The sequence below is a fragment of the Glutamicibacter protophormiae genome, from assembly GCF_016894325.1.
Classification (GTDB): Bacteria; Actinomycetota; Actinomycetes; order Actinomycetales; family Micrococcaceae; genus Glutamicibacter; species Glutamicibacter protophormiae.
In genome coordinates, this window is sequence record NZ_CP069806.1 from 2,285,768 (window position 1) to 2,303,294 (window position 17,527).

Annotated in this window: 15 protein-coding genes; 9 read left to right on the plus strand and 6 right to left on the minus strand. The window is 62.3% G+C overall.

The window, feature by feature from the left end; genetic code table 11:
• The first annotated feature begins 23 nt into the window (after positions 1-23).
• Complete coding sequence (locus tag JQN66_RS10655) at positions 24-248, plus strand: DUF7455 domain-containing protein (RefSeq protein WP_188946707.1); 225 nt, start codon at positions 24-26, stop codon at positions 246-248.
• 172 nt (positions 249-420) lie between these two features.
• Here JQN66_RS10655 and JQN66_RS10660 read toward each other — a convergent pair whose 3' ends face one another.
• From JQN66_RS10660 to JQN66_RS10675, 4 genes are all read right to left on the minus strand, one after another.
• A complete protein-coding gene (locus JQN66_RS10660; RefSeq protein WP_204674868.1) occupies positions 421-1,617 on the minus strand; it encodes an RNA polymerase sigma factor in 1,197 nt (398 codons plus the stop codon).
• Positions 1,618-1,871: 254 nt separating this feature from the next.
• Positions 1,872-2,975, minus strand: coding sequence for a DUF4192 domain-containing protein (locus tag JQN66_RS10665; protein WP_204674870.1), 1,104 nt, complete (start codon positions 2,973-2,975; stop codon positions 1,872-1,874).
• 91 nt (positions 2,976-3,066) lie between these two features.
• Positions 3,067-4,335, minus strand: a complete 1,269-nt coding sequence (locus JQN66_RS10670) for an MFS transporter (RefSeq protein ID WP_204674872.1) — start codon at positions 4,333-4,335, stop codon at positions 3,067-3,069.
• Entirely contained in the window at positions 4,332-5,276 is a 945-nt protein-coding gene (locus JQN66_RS10675) for a proteasome assembly chaperone family protein (protein WP_239463984.1), read from the minus strand. The genes JQN66_RS10670 and JQN66_RS10675 overlap by 4 nt, the downstream gene beginning before the upstream one ends.
• 277 nt (positions 5,277-5,553) lie before the next feature.
• Here JQN66_RS10675 and JQN66_RS10680 point away from each other — a divergent pair, with 277 nt between their 5' ends.
• The 4 genes from JQN66_RS10680 to JQN66_RS10695 all read left to right on the plus strand — a co-directional run bounded on the left by JQN66_RS10680 (position 5,554) and on the right by JQN66_RS10695 (position 10,991).
• Positions 5,554-7,068, plus strand: coding sequence for a leucyl aminopeptidase (locus JQN66_RS10680; protein ID WP_204674875.1), 1,515 nt, complete (start codon positions 5,554-5,556; stop codon positions 7,066-7,068).
• A 243-nt stretch (positions 7,069-7,311) separates the two neighbouring features.
• Positions 7,312-8,691 (plus strand): dihydrolipoyl dehydrogenase, encoded by a 1,380-nt coding sequence (gene lpdA, locus JQN66_RS10685; RefSeq protein WP_204674877.1) that lies wholly within the window; start codon positions 7,312-7,314, stop codon positions 8,689-8,691.
• A gap of 116 nt (positions 8,692-8,807) precedes the next feature.
• Positions 8,808-10,526: a 2-oxoglutarate dehydrogenase, E2 component, dihydrolipoamide succinyltransferase gene (gene sucB / locus JQN66_RS10690; protein WP_204674879.1), complete on the plus strand. Its 1,719-nt coding sequence runs from the start codon at positions 8,808-8,810 to the stop codon at positions 10,524-10,526.
• Between the two features lie 114 nt (positions 10,527-10,640).
• Complete coding sequence (locus tag JQN66_RS10695) at positions 10,641-10,991, plus strand: hypothetical protein (RefSeq protein ID WP_204674881.1); 351 nt, start codon at positions 10,641-10,643, stop codon at positions 10,989-10,991.
• 87 nt (positions 10,992-11,078) lie between these two features.
• Here JQN66_RS10695 and JQN66_RS10700 read toward each other — a convergent pair whose 3' ends face one another.
• Positions 11,079-12,452 carry a serine/threonine-protein kinase gene (locus tag JQN66_RS10700; RefSeq protein ID WP_204674883.1) on the minus strand — a complete coding sequence of 458 codons (1,374 nt, stop codon included), beginning with the start codon at positions 12,450-12,452 and terminating at the stop codon, positions 11,079-11,081.
• Positions 12,453-12,704: 252 nt separating this feature from the next.
• On the opposite strand from JQN66_RS10700, the gene lipB reads away from it, so the two are divergent.
• From lipB to JQN66_RS10715, 3 genes are all read left to right on the plus strand, one after another.
• Positions 12,705-13,352 carry a lipoyl(octanoyl) transferase LipB gene (gene lipB / locus JQN66_RS10705; protein ID WP_188946698.1) on the plus strand — a complete coding sequence of 216 codons (648 nt, stop codon included), beginning with the start codon at positions 12,705-12,707 and terminating at the stop codon, positions 13,350-13,352.
• Between the two features lie 33 nt (positions 13,353-13,385).
• Positions 13,386-14,387 carry a lipoyl synthase gene (gene lipA / locus JQN66_RS10710; RefSeq protein ID WP_188946697.1) on the plus strand — a complete coding sequence of 334 codons (1,002 nt, stop codon included), beginning with the start codon at positions 13,386-13,388 and terminating at the stop codon, positions 14,385-14,387.
• 156 nt (positions 14,388-14,543) lie between these two features.
• On the plus strand, positions 14,544-15,293 hold the full coding sequence (locus JQN66_RS10715) for a DUF4191 domain-containing protein (protein ID WP_053798380.1): 750 nt from the start codon (positions 14,544-14,546) through the stop codon (positions 15,291-15,293).
• An 84-nt stretch (positions 15,294-15,377) separates the two neighbouring features.
• On the opposite strand, the gene JQN66_RS10720 is transcribed toward JQN66_RS10715, so the two are convergent.
• Entirely contained in the window at positions 15,378-15,740 is a 363-nt protein-coding gene (locus JQN66_RS10720) for an RDD family protein (RefSeq protein ID WP_188946696.1), read from the minus strand.
• Positions 15,741-16,078: 338 nt separating this feature from the next.
• Between JQN66_RS10720 and glnA the strand changes: the two genes are divergently transcribed.
• A complete protein-coding gene (glnA, locus tag JQN66_RS10725; protein ID WP_188946695.1) occupies positions 16,079-17,503 on the plus strand; it encodes a type I glutamate--ammonia ligase in 1,425 nt (474 codons plus the stop codon).
• Positions 17,504-17,527: the final 24 nt, after the last annotated feature.

Consider the following 17,527-nt stretch of genomic DNA (forward strand, 5'->3'; position numbering starts at 1 on the left):
CCATCTATTTAGGGAGGCTGGCGATGACTACTACAACTCCTAGTCGTGAACTCAACGCCCTCGACCGGTGCGACCGCTGCGGTGCACAGGCCTACGTACGGGCCGTGCTAGCTTCTACCGGCGGCGAGCTGCTTTTCTGCGCTCACCATGCACGGGACGTGGAACCAAAACTACGCCCACAGACTTCGCTGTGGCACGACGAGTCCTCGCGACTCTACGAAAAGCCGAAGGTCGACATCAACGACTGATAGTGCCCGATCCCTCAAGGGACGCACCGCAGGCGGACTCATCATCGATGGGGCCGCCTGCGGTTTTTTGCGCCGTCCGGCCATTCCATGCCGGCCGCACCTGGCTCCGTGATTATACAGGGAAGCCGGCCCAACCCTTGCGGATTGGACCGGCCCCCGGTGCAACTACGGCTTAGTCGAGGTAGTCACGAAGTACCTGCGAGCGCGACGGGTGGCGCAGCTTCGACATGGTCTTCGACTCGATCTGGCGGATACGCTCACGCGTCACGCCGTAGACCTTGCCGATTTCGTCCAGGGTCTTTGGCTGTCCATCGGTCAGCCCGAAACGCATGGCGACAACGCCGGCCTCGCGCTCCGACAAGGTGTCGAGCACCGAGTGCAGCTGTTCCTGCAGCAGGGTGAAGGACACCGCATCTGCCGGCACGACGGCCTCGGAGTCTTCGATCAGGTCGCCGAACTCGGAATCTCCGTCTTCACCCAACGGGGTGTGCAGCGAAATCGGTTCGCGGCCGTACTTCTGGACCTCGACTACCTTTTCAGGAGTCATGTCCAGTTCCTTGGCGAGCTCCTCCGGAGTGGGTTCGCGGCCCAGGTCCTGCAGCATCTGCCGCTGGACACGGGCAAGCTTGTTGATGACCTCAACCATGTGCACAGGGATACGGATGGTACGCGCCTGGTCGGCCATGGCGCGGGTAATCGCCTGGCGGATCCACCAGGTCGCGTAGGTCGAGAACTTGAAGCCCTTGGTGTAGTCGAACTTCTCGACGGCGCGAATCAGGCCCAGGTTGCCTTCCTGGATCAGGTCCAGGAACAGCATGCCGCGGCCGGTGTAACGCTTGGCCAGCGAGACGACCAGGCGGAGGTTGGCCTCCAGCAGGTGGTTCTTGGCGATCTTGCCGTCGTGGATGATCTGCTCGTAATCCCAGCGCAGTCGCTGGTCGATGGCGCCATCGTCGTGATCGAGCTTGTCCTGGGCGAACAGGCCAGCTTCGATTCGCAGAGCGAGATCGACTTCCTGTTCGGCGTTCAGCAGGGCAACCTTGCCGATCTGCTTCAGGTAATCCTTGACCGGGTCGGCGGTGGCGCCGGCAACCATGACCTGCTGCTGCGGGGCATCGTCGTCGGTAGTCGAGAGCGTAAAGCCCTTGGACTCTTCCTCCGGCTTTTCAGGGGCCTTAGCTTCGGCATCGTCGTCGAGTTCCTCGACCTCAGCGGCGGCTTCGGTCTGCTCTGCGGAGTCGGCTGCTGCCTTCTTGGTACGGGCCTTGGTAGCGCGCTTCTTCGCTACCGGCTTTGATACCGATTCCTCGGCGACCTCGACCTCAGCTTCGGTTGCCTTGCGATTAGCGTTCGTCTCAGAAGATGACACGAATAACCTTTCTAACGATGCGTTCCGGATGCACCTGCCGGTAACACCACTATGACCCTGTCAAGTCCGATAGCGATTCGTACACGACGAATCACCGTAAGTTGGCACGTACTTTACAACGCACCAGCTCCGCCGAATGTTCCCAAAATCATGGACTTTGAGGCAAAGGCGCTTTCGAACCTAACCGGGTCTGTTGAACCATTATCCATGAATTGATGCCCAGACACCACTTGAAGGGTTCAGCGTGCATCGTGTCAGGCGAAATGGGCTCTCCAAGCCCGCAGCTGGTCGGTCGCCCAATGCGGCATCATGCCCTGGTTGAGCATCTCCTTCAACAGCTTCGCCAAATTGTAGTCCGGGCATTCGCGAAGCACTTGGTCAAGCAGGGTCATGGCCAGCGATCCCCGGCCCTTGGCCCATTCGATCCAGCCGAGCACGCACATCAACGCGTAACGCTGGTTGTTCTCCGCGACGCCCAGCAGATCGCGGGCCAAGCTCCACAGCCGCTCGGTCCGCTGCCAGTCAGGGCTTCGCCATCCCTTGCCCAGCAGGAATTGCCCCAGCTCCGGCACTTCCTCCCCCTGTTCCCGCTCGGACAGCTTCAGCAGAACGCCTTTGGTTTCCGCATAGCTGGTACCGGCCAGATAGGGAAGGATGTCGCGGACAACTTTCCAATACAAGGAACCGATCAGCTCTGCCGCGCGCTTGGGGTCCTCGTGAATTTCCCGTGAGGCGATCTCCGAAGGCAGCTCCAGCAGCTTCGCCCAGCAGGCGATGCCTTCAAGAGAATTCATGCTGAACACAGCTGCCAGTTCCCGGACGATCTCCGCATTGGGCCACTGGGCCATACCGCACCCGTCCCAGGGCTTTTCCAGCGGCGCCGATCCGGCCAGCACCATCGACAAGTGGTTCTCGTTGCCGCGGGTCTCCGGTCGCGGCAACCAGACGTTGACATCAGCCGTGCTGTAGTCCCAGATGCAGCTGTCGCCCACGCACCAGGCATGGCGCAGGTCGACACCCCGGTGCCGCAGCCGGGAGTTGAGTTTCGTGTGCATCTGCCAATAAGGGATCTCCGTGTCGGCGCCGAGGCTGGATGGCGCGTAAACCACTGCGACAACACTTTGCACCTCGGGCATGCGGCGCAGGAGGTTTGCCACCTGGAGCACCCAGGCATTCAGTTCCTCTTCAGGCTGCATATTCGGCAGGTCGACACGCAGAGTTGCTTCAAGCCGGCGATCCTGGACCAGCAGGAGCACCACCGATTCAATGGGATGGAATCCCAGGGCATGCGGGATGTAGGCCAGGATGTCTTCGATATCTGCGAGGGACAGCGGTTGGCGTTCGGGTGTAGTAGTCATGAAGCCACGGTGAGGCACCGGGGCCGTATCCCTTCGCAATGCCTCGCGAACTGTGGAGAACGCCCCTGACCCGCTGGCGCGAACTGCGGAATTAGCCGTTGTCGGCCAGGAACCGCTTGGCCTTTCCCCGTTCGATCAGCATGAAGGACACTCCGATGACCACCATGACGAACTGGAAGGACAGCGCGATGCGGAACGCCGGGAGGTTGTAGAGCTCACCAGTTGAGCCACCCGCCTTGTAGGCCCAGTCCATGATGAACCCGATGACGTAGATCGTGATGAAGGCACCGATAAATCCGCCGGTGTTCACCACACCCGTTGCGGTTCCCTGCAGGTGCGGCGGGTTGAATGTTCTGGCGAAGTCGAAGCCGATCACCGAAGCCGGACCGCCGGCGGCAACGGACACCATGAGGATGATCAGCACCCATATCGGAGCCTGGCCCGGCCAGAGCAGGACGACAGCCCACATGATGACCATCCAGGCGACGATGCCCAGCGCGAAGAAGGACCGCTTGTCGGCATGCCGAGAGGTCAATGCCCCCAATAGCGGGCCGACCAGCACCGCAACCACGACGAACACCGACATCAGGCTCGAAGCCAGGGCGCTGTCGATCCCCTGGCCCTGGACAAGGAATGGATAACCCCAGGTCATCATGAACGTATTGATCATGAAAGCGGTGCTGAAATGGGTCCAGAATCCGAGCCTGGTGCCGGGCTGGCGAAGGGCCGCGGCGAGGCGCGAGCCTTGGTGCGCTCCGACGCCCTGCTTGGCGTGGGTCCAGTTGTCGCCGTTGCGAACAAAGGCGATGGTGGTGATCAGCGTCGCGAAGGCGAGGGCGGAGAGCACCGAGAATGCGGGGGTCCATCCCCGGGCCACAAGAATCATGTGGAACGGGAAAATGCTGATCAGCTGACCGAGCTGGCCGAAAGTGCCGGTCAGCTGGGTCAAGATGGGGATCCGCGACCCGGAGAACCACAGCGGCAACAGCTTCAGCACCGAGACGAAGACCATGGCATCGCCCATACCCACCATGACGCGGCCGGCAAGGCCCATGGGGACGTTGGTTGAAATGGCGAGGAAGGCCTGCCCGGCCGTCATCAGCGCCGCGCCGGTGGTAATCAGGATGCGCGGACCGAACCGGTCCAGAAGCAGTCCGACGGGGACTTGGGCACCTGCGTAGACGACCAGCTGGACCACCGAAAAGGTGGCCATGATCTGGGCATTGGCGTTGAAGCGTTCGGTGGCTTCAAGTCCGGCCACACCGAAACTGGTGCGCTGGGCAATAGCTGAAACGTAGGTGAGAATTGCAAAACCGTAGACGAGCCACGATCTTTTCGAGTTCAGGCGGGAAGTGCTCACTGTTCCGATTCACCCGGGAACGGGCCATTCTCGGAATTGTTCAGCCAATCCTGGGTGTCTTCGATATTCGCCAGGAAGTCTTCAACCCTGGTGCCCAGTTCCTCGGCATCGGGCATGTCTTCACCCTCGTCGAGCAGCAGTGAACGGCGCTCATGCTCATGGGCGTGCGCGTCGAATCGCTGCTCGAAACCGTCAACCATCTGGCGCACGTCGGTGCTGCTTTCCAGTTGTTCGGCCAGTTGCGTGTCGATCAGCCGGCCCGCTTCGCGGAGGTTATCGGTCGGCAAGGCCAATTTCAGCGCCGCGCCGACATGTTCCAAAGCGGCCACAGCCACCGCGGGGTATTCGGATTCGGCGAGGTAGTGCGGGGTGTGCAGCGAATAGCCGACCACGTCGCGACCGGCGTCGTTGAGCCGGATCTCCATCAGCGAGGTGAGCCCCGCCGGGGATTCCACGGTCGGGCTCCAGGTCGAGATGTTTTCGATCAGGTCCTTGCGGTTGCCGTGCGCGGTGACCCCGACCGGGCGGGTGTGCGGTACCGGCATCGGCAAGGACGCGGTGCTGACCACAAGATTGATATTGAAGGCCTCGATGAAGCCGAGCAGCTCGGCAACCAGACGGTCCCACTTCAGGTCGGGTTCCACTCCGGTCAGCAGCCAGAACTTGCGATCGAGCTCATCGGTCATGAGATAGATCTCCAAACGCGGGGTCTGGTAGCCGGCGAAATGGTCGCCGAGAAAGGTCACTCGCGGACGCTGGGAGGTGTAGGCCACCAGTTCATCGGCGTCGAAAGTCGCGAACAGCTCGGAGTCCAGGCGGCCGAACAGCTCGTTGGCGACCTGCGAGTGGGTATGGCCCGCGTCGGACATTCCGCGCAGCGCCACATACATGCCCAGGCCCTGAAGTCGGGCGTCGTCCACCTCGGACGCGACCAACGTCATCAACGGTTCCCTGGACATCTCCACCCCTCTACTGACCACACTGGAAAAAATCTCTGCACCGCCGCGATGCTCCTGGCACACGGCAACCGGACACAGCTCAATGATCAATCCTAGCGCGTGCCGGCTTTCGCTCGCTGTGAAGTATGGCACGCCGCTGCCGGACCTCGGATAACATCGTCTATGGGAGATACGCAGCCCACCGGCATCACCGTTTCCGGCATTGAACTCTGGGCTGTCTCGTCCTTAGACCCTACAAAGGCATAGAAGGAATGATTTTGTGATCAACTCCAGTGATCTCACACTGACTGCCATCGGCACCGACATCAAGCGCAAGAGCGCCGATACCCTGGTGCTGGGCGTGATGAAGAACGGCGACAAGGTATCCATTGCCGCGTCCCCGTTCTCCGCCGACGTCACCACCGAACTTGAGACGTCGCTGACCCTGATCGGCGTCGGCGGCAAGGCCGACGAAGTAACCTTGCTGCCAGGTGTCGAAGAGACCAAGGCGAAGGTCTTGCTGTTCATCGGCCTGGGCGTCAAGGAACTGGCCGAGCTGGACGCCGAGACCCTGCGCCGCGCCGCCGGTTCCGCCGCCCGCCAGATGTCCAACGCCAAGAGCGCGATCTTCGCGCTGCCGGCCGACACCACCGAACGCGTCGCCGCGATCGCCGAAGGCGTCGCCCTGGGCGCGTACCGCTATGAGAATCTGCGCACCGCCGCCAACGACAAGCCGGTGCTCGCCGAGGCCATGATCGCCACCGATGCCGCAACCTCAAAGGACCTGCCGGAGGCCCTCAAGCGCGCCGCGATCCTGGGCCGCGCCGTGCGCGCAACCCGCGACCTGATCAACACCCCGCCGAACCTGCTCTACCCGGAGTCCTTCGCGGCGGCCGTCAAGGAATACTCCAAGCCGCTGCCGCTGAAGGTCACGATCTTCGATGAGAAGCGCCTGACCAAGGAAGGCTTCGGCGGACTGATGGGCGTCGGCGGCGGCTCGGCCCGCCAGCCGCGCATGGTCAAGGTGGAGTACGCCCCGGCCAAGGCGGAAAAGCACCTGGCCCTGATCGGCAAGGGCATCACCTTCGACACCGGCGGCATCTCGCTGAAGCCGCCGGCAGGCATGCACGCGATGAAGTCGGACATGTCCGGCGCCGCCGCGATGTTCCAGACCGTGGCGGCCGTCGCGGAGCTGGGCCTGAACCTGAAGGTCACCGCCTGGCTGTGCCTGGCCGAGAACATGCCGGGCGGAGCTTCGACCCGCCCGGGCGATGTGATCACCATGTTCGGCGGCAAAACCGTCGAGGTGCTGAACACCGATGCCGAAGGCCGCCTGGTGATGGCCGACGGACTGGCCGCGGCCAGCGAGGAAAAGCCCGACGTGATGATCGACATGGCTACCCTGACCGGCGCGCAGATGCTGGCACTGGGCCTGCGCACCGCCGGCATCATGGGCAACGAACAGGTCCGTGACGAGCTGGTCGCCGCTTCCGACGAAGCCGGCGAGCTCGCCTGGGCCATGCCGCTGCCGGAGGAGCTGCGCCCGAGCATCGACTCGCAGGTTGCCGACCTGGCCAACATCGGCGAGCGGATGGGCGGCATGATGACCGCCGCCGTCTTCCTGGAGGAGTTCGTCGGAGAGGTTGACGGGGTCAAGATCCCATGGGCCCACATCGACTTCGCCGGCCCGGCCTTCAACGAAGGCAAGGCCTGGGGCTACACCCCGAAGAACGGCACCGGCTCCCAGGTCCGCACCCTGGTTGCCTACGCCGAGAAGCTGGCCGGCACCCGCTAGGACAATTCGTGGCGCATGGAATTTCACCGTTTCATGCGCCACGGCCCGTTCAGGGCAACGAGACATACCCTACTTTTGGGCGCGCGAAGGTGACTGCAGCGCGCCGACGGTACTAAGGTAAGTTTTGAAACATCACCGCGGATTGCTGGCGCGCGCCTAACCAGTGCAAACCATCGATCTGCTACCCGATCCCCAGGCCGACCAAAGTCGGCCTCACTTAGCTAATAACGAGGGAGCGTTCACGTGGCCGATTCGGCAGCAACGCAAGAATTTGATGTCCTCATCCTCGGCGGTGGATCCGCTGGATACTCGGCAGCCTTGCGCGCCATCCAGCTGGGCTACACCGTCGGTCTGATCGAAAAGGAGAAGCTGGGCGGCACCTGCCTGCACACCGGCTGCATCCCGACCAAGGCTTACCTGCACGCCGCAGAACTCGCCGAGAACGCACGTGAGGGCGCCAAGTACGGCATCAACTCCTCGCTGCAGTCGATCGACCTGGCCGGCGTGCGCACCTACAAGGACGGCATTGTCGCCGGCAAGCACAAGGGTTTGCAGGGCTTGCTGAAGATGAAGAAGGTCAACGTTATCACCGGTAACGGCCGCCTCGTCTCGCAGGATTCCATCGACGTCGATGGCACCGTCTACAAGGGCAAGTACATCGTTCTCGCCACCGGCTCGGAGTCCAAGACCTTCGGCCTGGAAATCGGCGGCCGCGTCCTGACCAGCACCGAAGCGCTGAACATGGAAGACCTGCCGAAGAGCGCCATCGTCCTGGGCGGCGGCGTCATCGGCGTCGAGTTCGCCTCGGTGTGGAAGTCCTTCGGCGTGGACGTCACCATCGTCGAGGGCCTGCCGTCGCTGGTCCCGAACGAGGATCCCGCCATCATCAAGAACCTGGAGCGCGCGTTCAAGAAGCGCGGCATCAAGTTCAACACCGGTGTCTTCTTCGAAAAGGTCGAGCAGGACGCCAACGGCGTCAAGGTCTCCCTGGCCGACGGCAAGACCCTGGAAGCCGAGATCGTCCTGGTGGCCGTTGGCCGCGGTCCAGTCACCGCGAACCTGGGCTACGAGGAGCAGGGCATCACCATCGATCGCGGCTTCGTGATCACCGATGAGCGGCTGCACACCGGCGTGGGCAACATCTACGCCATCGGCGACATCGTCCCGGGAGTCCAGCTGGCACACCGCGGCTACCAGCACGGCCGCTTCGTGGCAGAGGAAATCGCGGGCCAGAAGCCGACCATCATCGAGGACATCAACATCCCGAAGGTGACCTTCTGCGAGCCTGAGATCGCCTCCGTCGGCTACTCCGAGCCGGCGGCCAAGGAGAAGTTCGGCGCCGACGCGATCGAGACCACCGAGTACAACCTGGCCGGCAACGGCAAGTCCTCGATCCTGGGCACCGGCGGCATCATCAAGATGGTCCGCGTCAAGAACGGCCCAATCGTCGGCGTGCACGGCATCGGCGGCCGCATCGGCGAGCAGATCGGCGAAGCACAGCTGATCGTGAACTGGGAAGCCTACCCGGAAGACGTCGCACAGCTGATCCACGCGCACCCGACCCAGAACGAAGCCCTGGGCGAAGCTGCAATGGCTCTGGCCGGAGCTCCTCTGCACGGCTAATAGTGCATCAAGCCATGCGGGCGGCGCAGTGTTCTGCCGTGCCGCCCGCATGCACTAGGCTCGGAGGCAACGCCTCCTACAAAATTCAAGCTTTATAAACGAGGAGATACGGGAAGATGTCTGAAACCGTAAACCTGCCCGCACTGGGTGAAAGTGTTACCGAAGGTACGGTAACCCGCTGGCTGAAGCAGGTCGGCGACCGCGTAGAGGTTGACGAGCCGTTGGTGGAAGTTTCCACCGACAAGGTTGACACCGAGGTTCCTTCACCAGTGGCCGGCGTCATCGAGGAAATTTTCGTGGCCGAGGACGAGGAAGCCGAAGTCGGCGCTCCTCTGGTCCGCATCGGCGACGGTTCGGGTGCCGGCGAGTCCGCCGCCCCAGCCGCGCCAGCTGCCGAGGAAGCCCCTGCCGCCCCGGAAAAAGAGGAAGCCCCGGCACCGGCCGCCGAAGCTGCTCCTGCAGCTTCTGCAGCTCCTGCCGCTGGCGCAGCCTCCGGCACCGAGGTTACCCTGCCAGCACTGGGCGAATCGGTCACCGAAGGTACCGTCACCCGCTGGCTGAAGGAAGTCGGTGAGGAAGTCTCCGTCGACGAGCCGCTGCTGGAAGTTTCCACCGACAAGGTTGACACCGAGGTTCCGTCCCCGGTGGCCGGCACCCTGCTGGAAATCCGTGTTCCGGAAGACGAGACCGCCGAGGTCGGCGCCGTCCTGGCCGTCATCGGTTCCGCCGACGCCGCCCCGGCAGCGCCAGCCGCTCCGTCAGCGCCAGCTCCGGCTGCGAAGGAAGAAGCTCCAGCCGCGCCGGCTCCGGCCGCGAAGGAAGAAGCACCTGCTCCTGCCGCACCAGCTCCTGCCGCTACGCCGGCTCCGGCTCCAGCCGCGCCAGCAGCTCCGGCCGCCGAGTCCAATGATTCGGGTTATGTCACCCCACTGGTTCGCCGCCTGGCCAACCAGCACGGCATCGACATCGCCTCGGTCAAGGGCACCGGCGTTGGCGGACGCATCCGCAAGCAGGACGTGCTTGACGCAGTTGCCGCCAAGGAAGCTGCTGCTCCGGCCGCTGCCGCTCCTGTCGCCGCCAAGCCGGCCGCTCCGGCTGTCGAGGCTTCGAGCCTGCGCGGCACCACCGAGAAGGCCCCGCGCATCCGCCAGGTCATCGCCCGCCGCATGCGCGAATCGCTGGATGTCTCGACTCAGCTGACCCAGGTCCACGAGATCGACATGACCCGCATCGTGAAGCTGCGCGGCACGGCCAAGAGCAACTTCAAGGCAGTCAACGGCGTCAACCTGACGTACCTTCCGTTCATCGCCAAGGCTGTTGCCGAAGCGCTGAAGGCCCACCCGAAGCTGAACGCCGAGTACAACGAAGAGACTCAGCAGATCACCTACCACAATGCCGAGCACTTGGCATTCGCGGTGGACACCGACAAGGGCCTGCTGGTTCCCGTGGTAGCCAACGCAGGCGATCTGAACCTTGCTGGCCTGGCCAACAAGATCGCTGACGTCGCTGCCCGTACCCGCAGCAACAAGATCGGTCCGGATGAGCTGTCCGGCGGCACCTTCTCGATCACCAACATCGGTTCGGTTGGCGCACTGTTCGACACCCCGATCATCAACCAGCCACAGGTTGCCATCCTCGGCACCGGTGCAATCGTCAAGCGCCCAATGGTCGTCACCGACGCCGAGGGCAACGATTCGATTGCCATCCGCCACATGATGTACCTGTGCCTGACCTACGATCACCGTCTGGTTGACGGCGCCGACGCCGGTCGCTTCCTGCAGACCGTCAAGGCACGTCTTGAAGGCGGCGCATTCGAGGGCGATCTGGGTCTGTAAGACTCGAACGCTTCAGCGCTTCTAGCAAGGGGAAGTTTTCCCGTCGGTTCGCCGGCGGTGGAAGCTTCCCCTTGGCGTTTCTACAATGCGTCGAACCTCGACTAGTCTAGAGATATGACTTTTGCAATCTCTATCCTCGTTTTCCTGCACATCCTGGGTGCGGCGGCGATCTTCGGCGGCTGGCTGGCCAATTTCAAGACCCCCACCGTCAACGTCTGGCAGTGGTACGGAGCGCTGCTGCAGCTGGTCACCGGCCTGGCTCTGGTAGGCATCTACGAAGCACAGGACGCTGAACTGAACCACATCAAGATCGGCGTGAAGGTTGTTATCGCCCTGGGCATCGCCGTAGCCGCATTCATCGGCCGCAAGAAGGTCAAGGCGGGCCAGGAAGTGTCCACCGGCATTGCCCACGCAGTTGGCGGACTGGCGCTGATCAATATCGCCGTCGCCGTGCTCTGGAGCTAATTGCGCGACAGGCGGCTGCCGCCGCCTATCGGCCGTTCTCCCGGATTTCAGGGGAGGACGGCCGTTCTCATTTTAACCGGGCTCCGTTCATTCGCCGCGGCTGAGTACTGGTCCGAGAAGCCACCGGTCGTCAACGAGCACCACCTCGACCTGGATTCGTTCCGGGTCGCCTGCGGCCACCTGGTGCCGCGTCTCGCCGGCGGCATCCACGTAGGCATAGGCGCTGTGCGTCGAGCGGGCGTTGAGGATGACAGTGTCCGCGGCGCCGCGCGCCTGGACCGAGACATCCTCCAGGCTCGTGGCAAGGCCCTTGAATCTCAAGCGCAGCTTGCTCATCGCTTCCAGGGTTTCCCGGTCTCGTTCCAATTGTTCCGAGTCCTCGACGTAGATTTCTTGCAGGGCGGAGGAATCACCGGAGTTCATGGCCTGGTCCCGCGCTGCCGAGAGGGCCAGGAAACTTGCAATAACCGTATCGGCTTCAAAGGCGCAGGCCGGCAGCTCCCCGACGTCCAGGATGCGGCACCTTTCCCCCTCGCCAGCTTCCGCCGCCTGCGCCACCGGATCCGGCAAGTGGCCGGGCATCAGATGCCGCACCCCGAACAAGCTGGCAGCAATCGCGATGACGCTGAGCGCCAGCGCCGCAACAATTTTCGCACCGCCGGGTGTTCGAAGCAGGCGATGCCCCTGCCAGCTGCCGCCGCTCCCGTCCTCGACCACGGTGGACTTCCGCGCACTGCGAGGTGCAACGGCGCGACGGTGTTTCGATCGTATCCGCAGGTCCGGGTGGATCGTATCCATCAACTGGCTGGTGTCGCTGTCAATGAAGCCCTCCCAGTGGATCGGCTCGGCCGGCATGCTGGAGAACAAGGTCCTGGCGAATTGGTCGGCGGTGGGGCGTTGCTGCGGATTGCCGTCCAGCGAGTCGGCCAAGAGCTCCTGGATGATCTCGGGCACACCGGGGAATTGGACCCTCACTGGGGGCCGGAAATGCGGCTCCGCTGGCGGTTCGCCATCAAGCAGGTACCAGAGGCAGCTTCCCAGGGCGAAGACATCCTGGGCGCCAAGTTCCTCCTCCCCCTGTCCAGCGAGCACCTCGGGTGCGATGAATCCAGGTGTCCCGGCGATCTCGGCCGCATCCTGGCTCAGCGTCGATTCCTGGAAATCGATGATCTTGGGCATGCCTTGCGCGGTGAGCATGATATTCGAGGGGGAAATATCCCCGTGCCGCATTCCTGCCGCATGCAGTCCTGCGATCGTCTGGGCAATGGGGGCCAGCGCCGTGATGCATTCGGCGAGGCTGAAGGTCGAGCGCCGGGTGACCAGCGCGGCCAAGCTGCCGCCGGGGCAGTACTCCATCAGCAGCCCGTCGCCCAGCTGGGTGCTGAGCATGCCGTAAAAATCGACGACATATTTCCCCGCAGCGTTGACATTGCCCAGCCGCTGCGCAGCCACATTTTCCATAGTCAGACTAAGTTTCAGCACCATGTACTGCTGGTCAGATTCCCGCCGAATGAGCCAGACTCTGCAAGGTGACTTGGTGCTTAAGGGCTTCACCGTCATGTACCCGGGACACGTCGGCCATGCCAGCAGATTCGTTGATTCATCCATGACTCCGTTCTACCGAAAATTCCCGAATTGCAAATTCGTTATCCACATGTACAGCGGACGGTGGAGAATTAGCGACCGCCGGTTCAACGGCGTAGGGTAACCTCCATGGCGATCGAATTCGAAAGAGTCGGACTCGGCACAGAATATATTCCGTACATGCAGGCCTGGGACTACCAGATCCAGCTGCATGATGCGGTGGCCGCGGACGAACAAACCCCAAAAGTCCTCTTCCTCGAACATGCAGCCGTGTATACGGCTGGCAAACGGACTGAACCCGAAGATCTTCCCCTCGACGGCACCCCCGTTGTGGATGTGGATCGCGGCGGTAAACTCACCTGGCATGGCCCAGGCCAACTCATTGGCTATCCCATCGTTAAGCTGCGCAAGATCAGCGCGATACGGCTGTACGTGGAAACCCTCGAGCAAGCGTTGATCAACGTCGTCGACGAGTACGGCATCCCCACCGTGCAGGTGAAGGGACGCTCCGGAGTGTGGGTTCCAGGCGCGGAGGGCGAGCAGGACCGGAAGATCGCTGCCATCGGCATTCGAATCAACCACGGCGTGACCATGCACGGCTTCGCCTTGAACTGTTCGAACGACCTCAGCGCCTACGATCAAATCATCCCGTGCGGCATCACGGATGCCGGAGTCACCACGATTTCCAGGGAACTGGGCCGCGAGATCTCCCCCAGCGACGTCGTCGATCGTGTCGAGCAGGAGCTTGAGCGCCTTCTCACCCCTCAAGTTGTCTAGACAACCACTCCCTTCCTTAAGAAAGAGCAGTCAATGAGCATCGAGCCAGAAGGCCGTCGACTCCTGCGCGTCGAAAAGCGCAACGCCGCCGTTCCCGTGGAGCGCAAGCCCGAGTGGATCAAGGCAAAACTCAACATCGGCCCCGAATACGTGGGGCTGAAGAATCTGGTGCAGTCCGAGGGGCTGCACACCGTCTGCGAAGAAGCCGGCTGCCCGAACATCTTCGAGTGCTGGGAAGACCGCGAGGCCTCGTTCCTCATCGGTGGTTCCGAGTGCACCCGCCGTTGCGACTTCTGCCAGATCGACACCGGCAAGCCGGCCGCGCTCGACCGTTCCGAGCCGTTCAAGGTCGCCATGAGCGTGAAGAAGATGGACCTGCGTTACGCCACCGTCACCGGCGTAGCCCGCGACGACCTCGAAGACGAAGGTGTCTGGCTGTACGCAGAAACCGTGCGCCGCATCCACCAGTTCAACGAGAACACCGGCGTGGAGCTGTTGATCCCGGATTTCTCCGGGAAGCCGGAGAACCTGGATGCGATCTGCGACTCCGCGCCCGAGGTCTTCGCGCACAACGTGGAAACCGTTCCGCGTATTTTCAAACGCATCCGCCCGGCGTTCCGCTACGAACGTTCCCTCGGAGTCATCACCCATGGCCACCAGCGTGGCATGATCACCAAGTCGAACCTGATCCTGGGCATGGGAGAAACCCGCGAGGAGATCTCTGAAGCCATGCGCGACCTGCATGAGGCCGGTTGCGATCTGCTGACCATTACCCAGTATCTGCGCCCGACCGAGCGCCACCTGCCGGTGGACCGCTGGGTGAAACCGCAGGAATTCCTGGAGCTGCAGCAGGAAGCTGAAGAGCTCGGCTTCGCCGGAGTCATGTCCGGACCACTGGTCCGTTCTTCCTACCGGGCCGGGCGCCTATGGGCCGGGGCCATGCGCAAGAAGGGCCGAGAAATCCCCGCGGCGCTCGCACACATCGAATCCTCCGGGGACACCCGCCAGGAAGCCGCTTCGCTGATCGGCGGTTAAGCGGCACAGCCGGCTTTGTCCCGGCCCGACGCGCTCCAGCCCTGGGGCGCATCGGGCCGGGACATTGTGCGTTTGATCTCCCCGCAGCCCCTCCGGACCGGCAATTTCCCGCACCGGATTAGATCTCATAGATTCATCGCGTAGAATTGAGGCACTATGGCCAAAAACTCCGACAACGACGCTGCCTCGCAATCAAAGCGTGGGCTTTTTTCGCGTAAACCAAAAGCTGAGAAGCAGAACAAAGAGCCCGGTCGCCTAAAGCAGATCGGCCAGGTCTTCCAGATGACCCGCCGCCACGACCCCATGGTCGTCTGGTGGATGGCTCTGGCCGCCCTGGGCATCATCGCCGTGGGCCTGGTCATCGGCTTGCTGATCCGCAACTGGGTCACCATGCTGATCATCTCGATCCCGCTGGCCCTGCTTGCCGCTATGTACATCATGTCCCGCCGTGCCGAGAAGGCCGCCTTCTCGCAACTGGTCGGACGACCGGGTGCCGTCGGCGCAGCGATGAGTGTACTGCGTCGCGGTTGGATCCTTAAAGAGGAACCGGTTGCCTACAACCGCCACCAGGACCTGGTGTTCATGGCCATCGGCCGCGCCGGCGTGGTGCTGGTTTCCGAAGGCCCCAAGTCGCGCGTGCGCGAATTGGTGATCTCCGAACGCAAGCGTGTTGGCCGCGTCCTGCCGAACGTCCCAATCCACGTGATCAACGCCGGACAGGATGAAGACCAGGTTGCCTTGGAAGACATCGCCAAGAAGATGAAGAAGCTTCCGAAGTCGATCACCAAGCTGGAGGTCAGCGCAGTTGAGAAGCGCCTCAGCACCCTGACTGCGAATCGTCTGCCGATTCCAAAGGGCATCGACCCGAACCGCGTTCGACCGAACCGCCGCGCAACGCGAGGCTAGAACCGGATAAAAAAGAAACCGCATCTTCGGATGCGGTTTCTTTTTTGTTATGGATCAGTGCAGGGCCGGCGGAGCCTGCGGTAGCTAGCGGATATTGACCAAGATGCTCTTGGCCAGGCGGTCGTGCAGTCCACGCTGGTCCTTGTCGGCAATCAGCACCGGGATGAACAGGCACAGCAGCACCGATCGAATCAGCCCCTGCAGCGGTTTGACCGCGGTGCCGTCCATCGACTGGACCTGCATTCTGAAGACCCGGTGGCCGATGGTATGACCTGTGATGCCCACGCCGATAATCTGGCCCAGACCGAACAGCACCAGCGTCGCCCAGTCGTTGAGGTCGAAAAGCCACCAGCTGAGCAGCATTGACAGTCCCCAGTCGATGCAGATTGCCCCAAGCCTGCGCGGCAGGCGCCCAATCGAACCGGGGCCCTTTTCCGGACGGCCCATGTGCTCCCCCGGCCAATGCTGGGAATTAAGCTGGGGCGGGCCTTCGAGCCACGAACTAAAGTCTTTACGTTCCACCCTTCTAGTCTATCCGCGCACCCGGTGTAAACATCTTTTGCTGATTTTCCGCAGGCTTCAGATTATTAAGCTCTTGCTTTCCGCCTGATCAGAGTCCTACGACACGCCCGGACTTCCTGTTTGTAACGCGGACGAAACAATAGAGACACCAATAAGAAACGGATACTAGGTAAGGTTAACGGGTAAGCAAGAGAACAGCTCAGATCACTTCACATGATCGTTCCGTTTACCAAAACCAAATCTCACCAGGGAGTAACCTGCACATGTTTAAGAGTCCAGAAGAAGCTTTGGCCTACATCACCGAAGAGGACGTCAGGTTCGTTGACATTCGCTTCACCGATCTGCCAGGCGTCCAGCAGCACTTCAATGTGCCGGCCAAGTCCGTCGATGCAGACTTCTTCGTCAACGGCCAGCTGTTCGACGGATCCTCGATCCGCGGCTTCGCTGGAATCTCCGAATCCGACATGCAGCTGATCCCAGACGTCACCACCGCGTTCATCGATCCGTTCCGCATCGAGAAGACCCTGGCCTTCAACTTCTCGATCATCAACCCGCGCACCGGCGAGCCGTACCACCGCGACCCGCGCGGCGTGGCCGAGCGTGCCGAGGCCTACCTGGAATCGACCGGCATCGCCGACACCGCATTCTTCGCTCCCGAAGCTGAATTCTTCATCTTCGAAGACGTCCGCTACGAATCCAAGCCGCAGGGTTCCTTCTACAAGATCGACTCGGACGAAGCCCCGTGGAACACCGGTCGCAAGGAAGAAGGCGGAAACCAGGGCTACAAGACCCCGTTCAAGGGCGGCTACTTCCCTGTTTCGCCAACCGACAAGCAGGCTGACCTGCGTGACGCCATCTGCATCGAGCTGGACAATGCCGGCCTCGAAGTCGAGCGCAGCCACCACGAGGTCGGCGCAGCCGGCCAGGCCGAAATCAACTACAAGTTCAACACCATGGTGCACGCAGCCGATGAACTGATGCTGTTCAAGTACATCGTGAAGAACGTGGCCGATGCCTGGGGCAAGTCCGCAACCTTCATGCCGAAGCCGGTCTTCGGAGACAACGGCTCGGGCATGCACGTGCACCAGTCGCTGTGGAGCAACGGCGATCCGCTGTTCTACGACGAGAAGGGCTACGCCGGCCTCTCCGACACCGCCCGCTGGTACATCGGCGGCCTGCTCAAGCACGCAGACGCCGTGCTGGCCTTCACCAACCCAACGGTGAACTCCTACCGCCGCCTGGTCAAGGGCTACGAAGCTCCGGTCAACATGGTTTACTCGCAGGGCAACCGCTCGGCCGGCATCCGTATCCCGATCACCGGCTCGAACCCGAAGGCCAAGCGCATCGAGTTCCGCGCACCGGATGCTTCCTCGAACCCGTACCTGGCGTTCGCGGCACAGCTGATGGCTGGCCTGGACGGCATCAAGAACCGCATCGAACCTGCCGACCCGATCGACAAGGACCTCTACGAGCTTCCTGCCGAAGAGGCCAAGGACATCCAGCGCGCTCCTGAATCCCTCGAAGAGGCACTCAAGGCTCTGGAAGCCGACCACGAGTTCCTGCTCGAAGGCGGCGTGTTCACCGAAGACCTGATCCAGACCTGGGTCGAGTACAAGCGCGAATACGAGCTCAAGCCACTGAGCCTGCGCCCGAACCCCTACGAGTTCGAGCTGTACTACGGCTGCTAATCACCGCCCCGCGGGGTGACAGCA

Coding starts and splice junctions, on each gene's coding strand:
- JQN66_RS10655 (WP_188946707.1), top strand. CDS start 24: ATGACTACTACAACTCCTAGTCGTGAACTCAACGCCCTCGACCGGTGC.
- JQN66_RS10700 (WP_204674883.1), bottom strand. CDS start 12,452: ATGGAAAATGTGGCTGCGCAGCGGCTGGGCAATGTCAACGCTGCGGGG.
- JQN66_RS10695 (WP_204674881.1), top strand. CDS start 10,641: ATGACTTTTGCAATCTCTATCCTCGTTTTCCTGCACATCCTGGGTGCG.
- lipA (WP_188946697.1), top strand. CDS start 13,386: ATGAGCATCGAGCCAGAAGGCCGTCGACTCCTGCGCGTCGAAAAGCGC.
- JQN66_RS10675 (WP_239463984.1), bottom strand. CDS start 5,276: ATGACGTTGGTCGCGTCCGAGGTGGACGACGCCCGACTTCAGGGCCTG.
- glnA (WP_188946695.1), top strand. CDS start 16,079: ATGTTTAAGAGTCCAGAAGAAGCTTTGGCCTACATCACCGAAGAGGAC.
- JQN66_RS10715 (WP_053798380.1), top strand. CDS start 14,544: ATGGCCAAAAACTCCGACAACGACGCTGCCTCGCAATCAAAGCGTGGG.
- JQN66_RS10665 (WP_204674870.1), bottom strand. CDS start 2,975: ATGACTACTACACCCGAACGCCAACCGCTGTCCCTCGCAGATATCGAA.
- lipB (WP_188946698.1), top strand. CDS start 12,705: ATGGCGATCGAATTCGAAAGAGTCGGACTCGGCACAGAATATATTCCG.
- sucB (WP_204674879.1), top strand. CDS start 8,808: ATGTCTGAAACCGTAAACCTGCCCGCACTGGGTGAAAGTGTTACCGAA.
- JQN66_RS10720 (WP_188946696.1), bottom strand. CDS start 15,740: ATGGGCCGTCCGGAAAAGGGCCCCGGTTCGATTGGGCGCCTGCCGCGC.